Consider the following 14,419-nt stretch of genomic DNA (forward strand, 5'->3'; position numbering starts at 1 on the left):
TTAGAAGGATTTACTGAATAAAATTCAATAGATCCTTTTTTCAAATCCAGTAAACGCCGTTTTTCACACAAAAATGAAGATCATCCTCGAAAACATTGGCCGCCGTTTTAACCGCGACTGGATATTCCGGGGGGTTAACCATACTTTTATTGCTGGTAAGGCCTATGCTATTTTAGGGCCTAACGGTTCTGGAAAATCAACCTTGCTGCAGGTTTTAAATGGTAGCCTGTCGCCCTCAACCGGGAAGATCAATTATTTTTTTGAAGACAGCTTAGTAGCTATTGAGGAGGTTTACAAACACCTGAGCCTTGCAGCACCTTACCTTGAACTTATTGAAGAGTTTACCTTAAGCGAAGTGATTGATTTTCATTTCAAATTTAAATCCTATAAAACAGGTATTGATAAACCGGCGGTAATTGATCTGCTGGCTATGCAAACCAGTAAAAACAAGCTTATCAAATATTTTTCATCAGGTATGAAACAACGGCTTAAGCTGGCACTTGCCTTTTGTTCTGACACCCCAATGCTGATGCTGGACGAACCAACATCTAATCTTGACACACAAGGTGTAGACTGGTATTTGAATCTTGTACAGCAGTTTGCAGCCAACCGGCTAACCATTGTATGCTCTAACCAGGAACATGAATATAGTTTTTGTGATGAAAGGTTAAGTATAGTTGATTTTAAGGGAGCCGGGGTGAAAGGTATTGAGGCTAAGGGCTAAAAGTGAAAAGGTAAAGGGCGAAAGGCCTTATCTTTTTTATAAGGAGAAAGACGAATGCAAAACAAAAGGCTTAACAGAAAAATCTGCTAAGCCTTTAATATTTTATAGAATTGCTCCTGTTATATATAAGCTTCTCTGAGCTTTATCAGGCGTATCCAGTGCATAAACTTCATTATCGGGTAAACGGGATCAAACTCAAACCAGCGGGCTGCAAAGTTTGCATTGTTTGGGCGTTTATGGTGATTATTCTGGAACAATTCGCCCAACATAAAAAAGTCAAATGGGGTTGTGTTTTTTGATTTATCGCCGTTATCAAAATTGGAGTAGCCATATTTATGACCGCACCAGTTAACAATAGCACCATGAACAGGCCCCATCATAAAATGGATAGGCAGCAATAAGAACATCCACCAATGTGTAGCAAAAAACACGTAAAATGTTATGTACAAAGCACCAAAAACCAATCTCGAAAAAATGGTTGATCCCCAGTAATCAAGCAGGCGCCATTCCGGATAGCTGCCTTTAAACTGCGCATCAGGCTCTTTTAAGCGTTTTTCGTACAGCTTATAACTTTGTGCCGTGCGCCACATCATCTGGAAAACATCGGTAAAAAAATATGGAGAATGCGGATCTTTTTCAGTGTCGCTGTAAGCGTGGTGCTCACGGTGCATAATGGCATACGCCCTTGGATTTAAAAATGACGAACCCTGGCAAATAAAAGTTAACAGGTGAAAAACACGTTCATTAAACTTATTGGTGCTGAACATTTTATGTGATGCGTAGCGATGCAGATAAAATGTTTGGAAGAACAAGGAAAGGAACCAGTGTGCAAGAAAGAATATTAAAATTATCACGCGGTATTATATAATGGGTAATGGAAATGCTTTTTATTTTCACCAAAGATACAATTAAAATTATTTGAAGGGCATAAAACAACAAAGAGGGCATTGAATTGACAATAGCAACTGGCCTTAATATTTTTTGATATGGAGCAGATAGGATTATTAAACGCCTTTGTTCATCAGCTCCTGGAAGCAATCAATATATTGCCCAACGTGCAGGCCATCAACCAGTGCATGGTGTACGTGGATTGATACAGGCATTGACTTTATACCGTTACTATCGGTCATTTTACCAAAGGAAATACGGGGGCAGCTGTCTTTTACCGAAAACATGCGCGCATGTGATACCGAGGTAAAATCTATCCATGGTAATGCCGAGCAGCGGATCACATTTGCAGCCGGCGACCGCACCAGGTCGGTACGGTTTTGAACCCGTTCAATCTCTTTACCGGCCTCAGTATTAAATTCTTCAAACGTTGGGTAATACTTATAATAGCCATATCCAAAAGTTCCGTTGCTGCGCCCCACGGTTGATCCGGCATCTATCTCATCATATATAAAAACATCCTCCCCTTCTATGCGGAGCTTAAAGGGCACTATCCTGTTTGAGGCCACCAAGGCCAGGTACAGGTAATACACAAAAAAGGAAACCTTATTTGCTTTTGCAAACTTATAAGCCGCGGTGCAGTCAACATTTACGCATACGCCATAAAAGGGCTCTTCGAACTGGTTAAAAAAGTTAAAATGCTCTTTACGGTCCCAGGTATTTATGTCAAGTTTTTGTTTCATTATCTGAGTGCAAAAATAAGATTAAGCAATTAAAAACAGGCCCTGGTTTTAACTGATTATTGCTTATAAAAGCTATTCATACTCCGCTATTTGAATAGAAATTTAAAAAGCGTAACTTTGCAAAAAATTATCACCTTGAATAAAGCGCTTAATAATCAATTGCTTTCATCATTAACGATAATAAATTAAGACTTAACGTTATGAAAAAGATAGTTGATTACAGGAAGCTTTTAGGTGTTAATGAGGCGGTTGAACTACAGGAACTAAAAACCATTTACCGTAGTTTGATGAAAACCTGGCACCCCGACAAATTTCAGGATAGTGTTGAAAGCAGGACCGAAGCCGAAGAAAAAAGCAAAACCATTATTGAAGCCTACCACTTTTTGGTAAGCATAGCACCAGAGACACGCAACCAAACTATTGCGGAGTATGGCGAAACTACCGGCAATGCCGCCATTTTAGATTTTGAATTTAAATCGCAGGTGTTAACCGTTCATTTTACTGACGGTAACTCGTACGAATATTTTGATGTGCCAAAGGCTGTTTATGTAAAACTGATCAATGCGGATTCGCCGGGAAGATTTGCCCGCAGGCATATTTTTAACGCTTATGTATACCGCAGCATCAGCAAGCTTACTGCAAGCGCATAAGTTTAAATATTTGTAATGTGCCCGAAGAGAGACCCGAACTCTCAAAAGGAAAATATTGGTGATGATGGGCGTGGGTTCGAGCCCCATCATTTACCCAAAAAGAGGTAGTCAAAATTGACTACCTCTTTTTTTATTTGATATAACTTTTATAAACTAAAGCCTTATCAATCATTGAAAGTCACCGTCACTAAAAACCATACATACCACCTGAAACGGAAATTTGTTCTCCGGTGATCCAGGCCGCATCGTCGGAAGCAAGAAATACTGCAGCTTTTGCAATATCTTCGGGCTTACCTCTGCGGCCAAGCGGTGTATTGGCTATAAACATTTTTTCATATTCACTGCCGGCAGTAACGCCCGCGCTGGCTGCACCTTCTGTGTCTGTAGCGCCAGGCAAAATAGAATTGATCCGAACATTTTTTGCGCCAAGTTCTTTCGACAAGGAGATCGTTATGGCATCCAAAGCAGCTTTAGTTGCAGAATACAATGAGGCCCCCGGAAGCGGGTATTTGCTGGCACCCGAACTGATATTGATGATATTGCCGCCTTTATTTCCAAACAGTTTTAAAGCTGCCTGAATAGTAAGTATAGGGCCCAGAACATTCACGTTGAAGTGCTGATGAAAGGCTTCTTCCGATACCTGTTCAATGGGTAAGTATCCCTGATGGACCGCATTGTTTACCAAAATATCCAATGAGCCGAAAGCTATATTTGCTTCCTCAAACAGCCGGGTTACATCTCCTTCTTTTGATACATTAGCCTGTACCGCAATAGCTATGCCTCCGCCGTCGGTTATGGCTTTCACCACTTTATCCGCTCCTTCTTTACTTGAAGCATAATTTACAACAACTTTTGCACCTTCTGCCGCAAAATATTTTGCTATAGATGCACCTATTCCTTTTGAAGCACCCGTAACTACGGCTACTTTGTTTTTTAATCTATTCATTTTTGTGAGATTAATTATTTAGCTAAATAGGTCATACCGCCATCAACCAGAAGTTCAGCACCAAGCATAAACGAAGAATCATCAGATGCCAGGAAAACTGCTGTTTTACCAATGTCAGCCGGTTGCCCGATCCTGCCTATCGGCATTTGATCTGCAAAGTGTTTTTTAACTGCTTCCATTTGTTCCGCCGGAACAAACTTGTCAAATGCCGGGGTATCTGTTGTGCCTGGTGTGATCACATTTGCCCTGATCTTTCTATCTAAAAGGTCGCTTGAAAATCCTTTTGCTAAATAGATAACGGCCGCTTTTGCAGCGCCATAAAGCGTAAAATTGGCATAGGCCCTGTGTGCAGCATTTGACCCAATCAAAATAATAGAACCACCATCATTCATATAAGGCAACGCTTTCTGAACCGTGAAATAAACACTTTTCAGGTTCAGATCAATTGCCTGGTCAAACGCGGCTTCGTCAAAAGTTGCCACAGTTCCTACCGCTCCGGCACCTGCATTGGCCACAACCACGTCTATTTTACCAAATTTTGCAGCTGTCTCTTTAAACACCCTCTCTAAATCGGTAAGGTTGGTTACATCGGCATTTACGGCTATAAAATCATCTCCAAGCTGCGCCACAGCACTATTTAGAGTATCCTGATTTCTGCCAACGATAGCGCCTACAGCGCCTTCATTTTTAAACTCCAGGGCAATTCCAAACCCAATGCCACTATTACCACCTGTAATAACTGCTACTTTATTTTTTAATCTATTCATGATTTCTTTTTTAAAGACTGAGCGACAAAGGTAGACTACTAAAGTTACTATTAGTAACTTTGTACTGAATAATAACAGTAACATCGGTGTAACCAAGTAACATTATGCAGTGTAAAATAGCAGAGTTTCAGCAGGAACAAAAGAAAAGGATGAGAGCCGTTCAAGACTCAATGGACGCGCTGAATGGGAAGTGGAAGATTTCCATAATATCATCTATTTGCTGTTACGGTAAAAGACGGTTTTCGGATATTTTGAATGATATAGAAGGAATTTCTAACAGGATGTTGAGCAAAGAATTAAAGGAACTGGAAATAAACCAGCTGGTAAAACGAACCGTTTTAGATACACAACCCATATCGGTTCAATATGAATTAACGGATCACGGCAACACGCTACAAACCATCATCACTAATTTGGCAGACTGGGGAACGCTACACCGGAAGAAAGTTGTCGGGCCAGGCTCAGGAATAAACAAAGATTGATTTAGGAATATTAAGGCATAGAACCGTTATGATAACATCTACCCAAAATGCTGAACATTATAATTGGGGCAATCAATGTGATGGCTGGCATTTGCTGCGCTCTGATAGCTTAAGTGTTATACAAGAATGCATGCCGCCTGCAACCAGCGAAAATCTGCATTATCACGAGCGCTCACAGCAGGTGTTTTATATCCTGAAGGGTACAGCAACTTTTGAGGTTGAAGGAGAGTTAAAAACCGTTTTGGCCGGAGAATCAATCCATATCAGCGCGCCTACCAGGCACCGTATCTTAAATAATGGGGCTACAGATCTGCATTTTTTAGTGATCTCGGAACCTAAAGCACATGGCGACAGGGTGAATTTATAGCTGTACTTTATATTGACTTGGGTTGATGCCCGTATGCCTTTTAAAAAACTTGCTGAAAAAAAACTGATCGCTAAAATGAAGCTGTGCCGCAACATTGGCTACAGATTGCCCCATGTCTTCCAATAAAATCTTAGCCTCGGTTATCACCATCTCATCAATCAGTTCGCTGCAGGTTTTATTGGTAATTTCCTTTAACGTTTTGCTCAAATGTTTTGGTGTAATAAAAAGGGCATCTGCATAAAACTGAACCCCTCTTTCTTCCTTAAAATGTGACGAAAGCATTTTGATGAAAGAGATTGCAATATCTTCTTTACGGGTTAGCTTTACGTTTTCATTTGGCCGGTGCTTTTTTAAAATGGCGGCCATTTCATACAGAAAAAGGTTAAAGCCATGATAAATGATCTCGTTTTTGAAAGGATGTGCTTCATCGGCATTGTCTTTCTCCTTTAACAGCAGCAACAAATCTTCCATAATTTTAGCTTCCATATCACTCAAAAAATATTGGGGTTTGCTTTGGGAAGAAAAAAAATCGAACGCGTCTATGTGTTTTTCAGATATATGGGCCTGTCCCATAAAATCATGAGAAAAGCTCATGCCGATTATATAATAATCATCTACAGGCCTTTGAAACTGGTGAACCACATGCGGGGTGATAATGAACAAACTTTTTTTAGGGAGAATATAATCGATCAGGTTATGCTTTATCGCGGCTTCTCCCCTTACTATCAGGACTACCGTAAAATGGTCAGAACGTACCGGCCTCCCTACAAAATTATCACTGATTTTTCCCTCATCGCTTTTAAAAACACGAAAATCCGTAGCGTTACTGCCAGTTCCCAAATCTGCACTCAAATCGCCGATAGAATAACGCTGAATAAAGGGTGGTATTGGCGGCATATTAGCAAAATGACGTTTTAAAAACTAATTAAAAGTAGGCATAAAGATAGCTAATCGTGTTCTGCGGCGTGTAAAATTAGCGTTGCCCTTAAAATTTAATTTTTTATGCTTCGTTTATATGTATCAAACAGCTACTGTTATTTACGCTGGGGTATGTGTAAAAACAAATCGCTTTTAGCAGGTATTCCCGTTTCAAATAACTGGCGCACAAATGGGCCTGCGCTTTCGGCATCATCTTCTTTTTCAACTAACAAATGATAAAACCGGATACCGAAGTTTTCAAGTTCATCAAAAAACATCCCGGCCATTTCCTTATGGATACTTTTTGATAATTGCGCCAGTTTTGATGAGTGATGAGCGCAGTCCGTTAACCGTTCATGGATACTTACAAACAAGCCTTGCCGGTTTACTTTCATGGCCTCAAAAACCGACCGTACGGCAACGTAATAGGCAGAAATATTCAGCTCCACCATCTTTTCCCAATCAGTAATATCTGTATCCAGCAGGTGAACTTCAATTGCCGGCGATTCGAAATAGAAGATGCAGGCGTCTATGCGGCCAAATGATTCTGTGATCTCGTCAACAATTTCAACGGCTTTATAATAATCAGGATAGTCGACCAAAATAGTAACCAGATTGGCCTCATCGTTGGCCGCTTTGATCTCATTTATAAAATCCAGATCGGATGCGCTTTTTGCAACCACTATGATGGTAGCTTTTTCATTTAAAAGCATCTTTACTATGCTGATCATGGCTATGCTTTTACGCCCGGCGATCAGCACTATTTTTTTTTCTAAGGACATCTGATAAAGATTTACAAAACCTGATAATAATAAACCTGCGCTAAGCACACAACAAAGTAACAGGAGATTAAAGCGCATAAGAATGTTTAAATGTGGGCGTTTTATGTCATCTGCACGCTTTTTCAATTAAAGGCGCAAAAGCTCAAAAACCGATTGAGGTGCTCATATTGCCCTGTTTATTGTAGCTTTTATAATAAACAGGCATTAAGCAAAACAATACACCGCATACAGGCTTACTTAGGTAAGGTATATTAAACCAGCGGCTTTTGTTTATACACTTAACAAATGCTGCCAGGTTCCATTTTGCGCCATATAGACATATTTCTTCCCCCTTTCAACATTTTTTGGGGTTCTCATTTATCCAACCTTTGCTTAATTAATTGGTAAACGGCTTTATCCGCGTTTATGCGGGTAGCTGAGCTGCCCGTTACAAAATTTAAAAATAGCCTGAATAACTCAGGCTATGTATAGTTAAGATTTTAATTAAAACATTCATGGTAACGATCAAATCACTCCAAAAACATATAGCGTTTACAATGCTATCAACCTTCCCCCTGTTATTTGCAGCTTGCCATAGCGGGGCTAAACCGGGTGCAGGTGCCGGCGGCCCGGGTGGGCCAGGTGCCCCAACAGGGCCTGCACCTTATAAAACCGCAGCCGTTTACTCAGGCGCGGCCACTATGTACAATACTTATCCCGCAACCATTCAAGGCGAACAGGATATTGAGATACGCCCTAAAGTTGACGGCTATATTGAAAAAATATTTGTTGATGAAGGTGCGGTGGTGCACAAAGGGCAGCCGCTTTTTCAACTCAGGAATCCGCAATATGATGCAGCCTTAAGAAGTGCAGAAGCATCGGTAAAAATAGCTGAAGCTGATGTAATGACCGCCCAGATGAATGTAGAGAAGGTAAAACCGCTGGTTGATAAAAATATCATCAGTAATTACGAACTGAAATCAGACGAATATACTTTACAAGCAAAACAAGCATCCCTGGCATCGGCAAAAGCCGACTTACTAAACGCGAAAGTGAATGTGGGTTATACCTATTTAACCAGCCCGGCCGACGGGGTGATCAGTACCATACCTTATAAAGTTGGCAGTTTAATAACCAGCACATCTACTAATCCGCTTACCACTGTGTACAATACGCAAAACGTATATGTATATTTTTCATTAAACGAAAAGCAACTGCTGGAGTTTTTACGAATCACCAAAGGAAAAACGCTTAAAGATAAGCTGGCCACAACCGCAGATGTATCGCTCATATTAGCAGATGGCACCGAGTACCCGGTAAAAGGCCGCATAGTAATGGCAAGCGGTATGGTAAGTACCGAAACCGGTTCAGTAAGTTTAAGGGCCAATTTCCCAAACTCCCTTGGGTTGATAAGAAGCGGGAACAGCGCAACCATCAGTATACCTGTCCCTTTAGATACGGCCATCCTGATCCCTCAAAATGCTACATATGATTTGCAGGGTAAAAAATTTGTGTACGCCGTTAGCGATAAAGACAGCACAGTAAACACCCCCGTTCAATTATCTCAAAATTCCATAGGCAACTTATATATAGTGAAGGGCGGTTTAAAACCAGGTGACAGAATTGTGATAGAAGGCGTTGCAAATTTAAAACCTGGCATGGCTATAAAACCCATGCCGGTTAATGCCGATACCTTGTATGCCGCAGCTAAACACCCGGCTAAGAATAGCTTAAAACAAAAATAAGGAACCGGGCAGTCTGCCTGAAATTAAGAAACATTATTATGCTTAAAATATTCATAGAAAGACCGGTATTATCAACAGTAATATCAGTTATGATAGTGATACTGGGCGTATTGGCCTACCTGGGGCTGCCCGTTTCGCAATACCCGGAAATAGCCCCGCCTACGGTTGTGGTATCTGCAACCTATACGGGTGCAAGCGCAGGGGTAATACAACGCAATGTGATTGTTCCGCTCGAAGAGCAGATCAACGGTGTTGAAGGAATGACCTATATTACCTCATCGGCAACAAACGATGGCGGAGCCACCATAACCATTTATTTTAAACTGGGCACTAACCCCGATATTGATGCGGTAAACGTGCAAAACAGGGTATCAATTGCCAGCCCGGTATTACCCGCCGAGGTTACCAAAGCAGGCGTTACCGTACAAAAACAACAAAGCAGCAACCTGCTTATTTTCTCGTTAAAAAGCGATAACCCCGCTTACGACCAAACCTTTTTAAACAACTATGCCAACATTAACCTCATCCCCGAAATTAAAAGGATAAATGGAGTTGGCAGTGTAACGGCATTTGGCGCAAGGGATTACGCCATGCGGATCTGGCTTAAACCGGATGTAATGGCCAGCTATGGCATAACCCCCGGCGATGTAAACAATGCCCTGGCCGAACAGAATATTGATGCGGCACCGGGTAAGTTTGGCGAAAACAGCAACCAGGTTTTTCAATACACCATTCAATATACAGGCAAACTGATTGATACCGCCCAGTTTGGCAACATCGTAATGAAATCAAATGCCAATGGCTCGGTATTAAGGTTAAAAGATATAGCAAGGCTTGAATTAGGTTCACTTACTTATTCAACCGCGCTGAGCACAGATGATAAACCGGCCTCTGTTATTGCGGTAACCCAGGTTGCGGGCTCAAACGCCCAAACCATTATTAAAGAAACTGTTGCCGCGCTTGATAAGGCTTCCTTAACATTTCCAAAAGGGGTTAGTTATGTATCCCTAATCAATGCCAATGATTTTTTAGGTGCATCTATAAACAAAGTAGTTGAAACGCTTATTGAAGCTTATATCCTGGTGTTTATTGTGGTATTTGTTTTCCTTCAGGATTTTAGGTCAACCTTAATCCCGGGTATTTCTGTATTGGTATCTATCATAGGTACATTTGCCTGCCTCAGCCTTTTCGGCTTTACCATTAACCTTTTAACCTTATTTGCCTTAGTACTGGCCATTGGTATTGTGGTGGATGATGCCATAGTTGTGGTAGAGGCGGTACACGCCAAGCTGGATGAGGGCTATAAATCTGCCCATGATGCATCGGTTGATGCTATGAGTGAACTGGGTGGAACCATCGTAGCCATTACTTTGGTTATGGCAGCAGTATTTATCCCGGTATCATTTATCAGCGGCAGTTCAGGTGTGTTTTTTAAGCAATTTGGTTTAACACTGGCTTCGGCAATTGTTATTTCGGCTATTAATGCCCTAACGTTAAGCCCGGCGTTGTGTGCTTTGTTCCTTAAACCGCATGATGAGCACGAATCAAAAAAGAAAAACCTGTTGCAGCGTTTTTATGCAGCCTTTAATGTTGGGTTTGATGCATTAAAGAAAAAGTACCAGACATCAATTGGCTTTTTAAGCAAAAAACGATGGATTGTACCCGTAGTTGTGCTTGGTTTTTTAGCCATGCTGGTTTACACCATGAAAACAACCCCAAGCGGCTTTGTGCCCAACGAAGATCAGGGTACCATCATTGCTGATATTAGCCTGCCGCCTGGTTCATCGCTTGAACAATCGCAGGCTGTGGCAACTATGGTAAACAACATGTCGTATAAAATACCTGTAATTATACATTCAGCGGCGGTAACGGGCGTAAGTATTATTAATGGCAATGGCAGCAACTTTGCACTCTTGTTTTTTAAACTAAAACCCTGGGATGATAGAAAAGGGGTAAAAATTGATGATGTTATTGGTCAGCTTTTTGGGATGACCGCAGGCATAAAAAATGCGAAGATCCTGTTTTTTACTCCCCCAACTGTTCCCGGCTTTGGTAACTCAAGCGGTTTCACTATTGAATTGCAAGATAAAACCGGCGGCAGCATACAGGATTTTTACAAAGTTGCAGGTGGCTTTTTAGGCGCATTGAACCAAAGGCCCGAGATATTGTACGGCGCTACAGGTTTCAACCCTAATTACCCGCAATACCTTATGTCGGTTAATGTGCCAAGGGCTAAGCAAGCCGGTGTACTGGTAAGCGATATTACCAGCACCATGCAGGGTTATTATGGCGGCCTTTATGCTTCTACCTTTAATGAGTTTGGCAAACAATACCGGGTAATGGTGCAGGCCGACGACAAATACCGGAGCAACATGCAGGGCCTTAACAATATTTACGTTAAAAATTCATCGGGCACTATGGCTCCTGTGTCTGAATTTGTTACGCTTACGCCAATTAACGGGCCTCAAAGTTTATCCAGGTTCAATTTATTTAATAATATATCGGTATTAGGCAGCCCAAAAGCTGGCTTTAGCAGCGGCGACGCCATTAAAGCCGTACAGGAAACTGCGGCCAAAACCTTGCCTGCAGGTTATAGTTTTGATTACTCCGGCTTATCGCGGGAAGAAGAGAGTGCAGGGAGCCAAACCATATTCATATATGCCTTGTGCGTAATATTTGTATTCTTCCTGCTAAGCGCATTATATGAAAGCTATATCATCCCGTTATCGGTATTGTGTTCCTTACCCGTTGGATTATCAGGCGTATATCTTTTCGCCAAAATAATGGGTATTGATAATAATATCTACATGCAGATCTCGGTAGTGATGCTGATCGGCCTTTTGGCCAAAAACGCCATCCTTATTGTACAGTATGCAGTTGCAAGGCGCGAAAAGGGAATGCACATAGTACAAGCCGCTATTGAAGCAGCTACCGCCCGTTTGCGCCCTATATTGATGACCTCACTTGCCTTCATCTTTGGTTTAATGCCGCTAATGTTTGCATCAGGCGTTGGCGCAATAGGCAACCGCTCAATAGGTACAGGCGCAGTTGGGGGTATGTTGGTGGGTACGGTATTCGGTGTATTCGTAATCCCGGTGCTGTATATTATTTTCCAAACCCTGCAAGATAAGTTTAGCGGAAAAGCAAAAGATGATGAATTAACCGATGGCATGGTACCCAATAAATAAAATGTTTATGAACTTAAAATATTTAGCAAGGCTTGCTGTAATAGTTGCAGCAGCCATCATCCTGTTGCCATCGTGTAATTCGCGGCAAAAGTATGTTCGCCCGCAGGTTAAAACGGATAGTTTATACCGGGGTACAAACCAGGGGGATACGGCATCAATGGCTAATATCTCGTGGAAACAAATGTTTACCGATCAAAAGCTACAGGCTTTACTACAGGAAGGCATAAACAACAGCTATGACCTTAAAATTGCTGTTACCCGGATAAACCAGGCCGAAGCAAATTTGCGCCAGAGCAAAGCGGCTTACCTGCCAACACTTAGCATTGAACCGCAATATACCAGGCAACGTACATCTGCTTCGGAAGGGGGCTCATTAGGGATCTTCCCCAATAACCTTTACGAACTATCGGGTACTGCCAGCTGGGAAATTGACTTATGGGGCAAATTAAAAGGTGCCCAAAAAGCAGCACTGGCCTCATTACTGCAAAGCTACGCCAACAGGCGGGCCGTGCAAACACAACTGATAGCCAATATTGCTACTGATTATTATAATTTACTGGCTTATGATAAGCAACTGGCCATTACCAAAGAAACAGTTGAAAGTTATAAAAACGATGTAGAAACCAATAAAGCGCTAAAACAAGCTAACCGCGTTAACGAAGCATCGGTAGCACAAAGTGAAGCCAACAGGTACGCTGCGGAAGTAACCATCCCCGACCTGGAAAACAACATCAGCCAAACCGAAAACGCGATATGTGTTTTAATAGGCAGGCAGCCGGGTGCTGTTCAACGCGACTCACTTGGGGTGCAGCAGCCCGATACTTTGATGCAAACAGGTTTACCTGCACAAATATTGAGCAACCGCCCCGATGTGCAGGCGGCCGAGTTTAACGTACGCTACTATTTTGAGCAAATAAATGTGGCAAGGGCTTATTTCTACCCTTCGCTTACCATTACCGCACAGGGTGGCTGGCAAGCTGCTACCATTGGCAACCTGTTTAATACCGGCTCCATATTTGCAAATGTGGTTGGCGGGTTAACGCAACCCATCTTTAATCATGGGCTTAACAAGCAACGCTTGCAGGTGGCAAAAGCACAGTATGACGAATATGTGCTCACCTTTCAGCAAACGGTTTTAGGTGCAGGGCAGGAAGTTTCAAACGCGCTGCACAGCTATCAGTCTGCAAAAAACAAAACGGTTACACGCGGGCTGCAATTGGATGCCTGGAAAAGATCGGTTGATTATAACCGCCTGTTGTTAAAAGGAGGTTATGTTACTTACACCGATGTATTGACATCAGAACAAGGCTATTTAGCGGCACAATTAAGCAGCGTAGGCGATAAGCTGCAGCAGTTAACCGCAATAGTAACCCTTTACCAAAGCCTTGGCGGCGGTTGGAAATAAACAACCGGTATATTATAAAACGACAATGGAAAAGCAAACAGCAATAATTAATAGTGAGCTAAAAACAATAGGATTCAGGTACATATCCAATTGTTTGCACTGGATTGATATTGCTGTTTTTAAAATCATGATTGATTATATCGTAAGAAACTTTGATCCAACAGGAATAAATATTGGCGGATTGATCGACTCGTTCTGCAGTGTTTTAATCAAGCCAAAACTTTCATCGTTTTATAAAAGGGTTAAGCACGTTATCAGCTACTATCATGAATCTGTTATTCACCTTCGCAAATCATCTGTGGAAACAATATTATATGCTACCAAAGCCTTATGCTACAAGCATGGGGGTGTAAAAAAATAGTTTATATAAATTTTAATAACCAAAATATGAAAGCAAATTTCAAAGCTCCTGTTTTATTTGAATCCGGGTACATTGATCTTTCGGAAAAATTGCGCGATGAATTGGAGTTAAAAATTGACACCCTGTATAAACAGAATTGCTTTACCCTGTATGTTAATAACACTGATGCCCGTGAAAACATCATTAAAAACGATTTTTTAAGCGCATACCTGTTAAGCAAAGTACCTAAAGACTATGTGCTTTCGGGCAAGCTATTGCAAGGCATAAAAACCTGGTTCAATATGTATTATGACGACAGGCTTTCGGTGATTGATAAGTTTAAAATATGCTATCAAAACACGGTATCACCCAAAAATATAAATGAAAAGCAGGTGGTTACGATTGCATTTTGCAAGTTTTTAATAAATGAGCTGCTGGGCACATTGGTGGATAGCCGCTGGCAGCATTTAGTATACCCTGCTGACTAATCACCGG

At 41.6% G+C, this 14,419-nt stretch carries 15 protein-coding genes; 9 read left to right on the forward strand and 6 right to left on the reverse strand.

Annotated features, from left to right (window positions below; translation table 11 throughout):
* The first annotated feature begins 73 nt into the window (after window positions 1-73).
* Window positions 74-724, forward strand: a complete 651-nt coding sequence (locus tag ACQY4U_RS01855) for an ABC transporter ATP-binding protein (RefSeq protein WP_428327658.1) — start codon at window positions 74-76, stop codon at window positions 722-724.
* Between the two features lie 119 nt (window positions 725-843).
* On the opposite strand, the gene ACQY4U_RS01860 is transcribed toward ACQY4U_RS01855, so the two are convergent.
* A complete protein-coding gene (locus ACQY4U_RS01860) occupies window positions 844-1,578 on the reverse strand; it encodes an acyl-CoA desaturase (RefSeq protein WP_428327659.1) in 735 nt (244 codons plus the stop codon).
* A gap of 150 nt (window positions 1,579-1,728) precedes the next feature.
* Window positions 1,729-2,355, reverse strand: coding sequence for a CatA-like O-acetyltransferase (locus tag ACQY4U_RS01865; protein ID WP_428327661.1), 627 nt, complete (start codon window positions 2,353-2,355; stop codon window positions 1,729-1,731).
* A 200-nt stretch (window positions 2,356-2,555) separates the two neighbouring features.
* Here ACQY4U_RS01865 and ACQY4U_RS01870 point away from each other — a divergent pair, with 200 nt between their 5' ends.
* Complete coding sequence (locus ACQY4U_RS01870; RefSeq protein ID WP_428327663.1) at window positions 2,556-3,005, forward strand: KTSC domain-containing protein; 450 nt, start codon at window positions 2,556-2,558, stop codon at window positions 3,003-3,005.
* A gap of 187 nt (window positions 3,006-3,192) precedes the next feature.
* On the opposite strand, the gene ACQY4U_RS01875 is transcribed toward ACQY4U_RS01870, so the two are convergent.
* Both ACQY4U_RS01875 and ACQY4U_RS01880 read right to left on the reverse strand, forming a co-directional pair.
* Window positions 3,193-3,951: an SDR family NAD(P)-dependent oxidoreductase gene (locus ACQY4U_RS01875; protein WP_428327665.1), complete on the reverse strand. Its 759-nt coding sequence runs from the start codon at window positions 3,949-3,951 to the stop codon at window positions 3,193-3,195.
* A gap of 14 nt (window positions 3,952-3,965) precedes the next feature.
* A complete protein-coding gene (locus ACQY4U_RS01880; protein ID WP_428327666.1) occupies window positions 3,966-4,718 on the reverse strand; it encodes an SDR family NAD(P)-dependent oxidoreductase in 753 nt (250 codons plus the stop codon).
* A 149-nt stretch (window positions 4,719-4,867) separates the two neighbouring features.
* Between ACQY4U_RS01880 and ACQY4U_RS01885 the strand changes: the two genes are divergently transcribed.
* Both ACQY4U_RS01885 and ACQY4U_RS01890 read left to right on the forward strand, forming a co-directional pair.
* Window positions 4,868-5,200, forward strand: a complete 333-nt coding sequence (locus tag ACQY4U_RS01885) for a winged helix-turn-helix transcriptional regulator (protein WP_428327668.1) — start codon at window positions 4,868-4,870, stop codon at window positions 5,198-5,200.
* A 28-nt stretch (window positions 5,201-5,228) separates the two neighbouring features.
* On the forward strand, window positions 5,229-5,567 hold the full coding sequence (locus ACQY4U_RS01890) for a cupin domain-containing protein (protein ID WP_428327669.1): 339 nt from the start codon (window positions 5,229-5,231) through the stop codon (window positions 5,565-5,567).
* Here ACQY4U_RS01890 and ACQY4U_RS01895 read toward each other — a convergent pair.
* Complete coding sequence (locus ACQY4U_RS01895) at window positions 5,562-6,464, reverse strand: helix-turn-helix domain-containing protein (RefSeq protein ID WP_428327670.1); 903 nt, start codon at window positions 6,462-6,464, stop codon at window positions 5,562-5,564. The two genes, ACQY4U_RS01890 and ACQY4U_RS01895, sit on opposite strands and share 6 nt — an antisense overlap.
* Before the next feature lie 137 nt (window positions 6,465-6,601).
* The gene (locus tag ACQY4U_RS01900) at window positions 6,602-7,267 is read right to left on the reverse strand and encodes an SDR family NAD(P)-dependent oxidoreductase (protein ID WP_428327671.1); all 666 of its coding nucleotides are present in this window, start codon (window positions 7,265-7,267) and stop codon (window positions 6,602-6,604) included.
* Between the two features lie 494 nt (window positions 7,268-7,761).
* Between ACQY4U_RS01900 and ACQY4U_RS01905 the strand changes: the two genes are divergently transcribed.
* The 5 genes from ACQY4U_RS01905 to ACQY4U_RS01925 are packed head-to-tail and all read left to right on the forward strand — an operon-like array spanning window position 7,762 to window position 14,412.
* Entirely contained in the window at window positions 7,762-8,991 is a 1,230-nt protein-coding gene (locus ACQY4U_RS01905; protein ID WP_428327672.1) for an efflux RND transporter periplasmic adaptor subunit, read from the forward strand.
* A gap of 38 nt (window positions 8,992-9,029) precedes the next feature.
* Window positions 9,030-12,179: an efflux RND transporter permease subunit gene (locus ACQY4U_RS01910; protein WP_428327673.1), complete on the forward strand. Its 3,150-nt coding sequence runs from the start codon at window positions 9,030-9,032 to the stop codon at window positions 12,177-12,179.
* A gap of 7 nt (window positions 12,180-12,186) precedes the next feature.
* The gene (locus tag ACQY4U_RS01915; protein ID WP_428327674.1) at window positions 12,187-13,584 is read left to right on the forward strand and encodes an efflux transporter outer membrane subunit; all 1,398 of its coding nucleotides are present in this window, start codon (window positions 12,187-12,189) and stop codon (window positions 13,582-13,584) included.
* Between the two features lie 25 nt (window positions 13,585-13,609).
* A complete protein-coding gene (locus ACQY4U_RS01920; protein WP_428327675.1) occupies window positions 13,610-13,945 on the forward strand; it encodes a hypothetical protein in 336 nt (111 codons plus the stop codon).
* A 26-nt stretch (window positions 13,946-13,971) separates the two neighbouring features.
* Window positions 13,972-14,412 carry a hypothetical protein gene (locus tag ACQY4U_RS01925; RefSeq protein ID WP_428327676.1) on the forward strand — a complete coding sequence of 147 codons (441 nt, stop codon included), beginning with the start codon at window positions 13,972-13,974 and terminating at the stop codon, window positions 14,410-14,412.
* The last annotated feature ends 7 nt before the right edge of the window (window positions 14,413-14,419 follow it).

Origin of the sequence: Mucilaginibacter sp. (genome assembly GCF_965277465.1) — a bacterium.
Lineage (GTDB): Bacteria > Bacteroidota > Bacteroidia > Sphingobacteriales > Sphingobacteriaceae > Mucilaginibacter.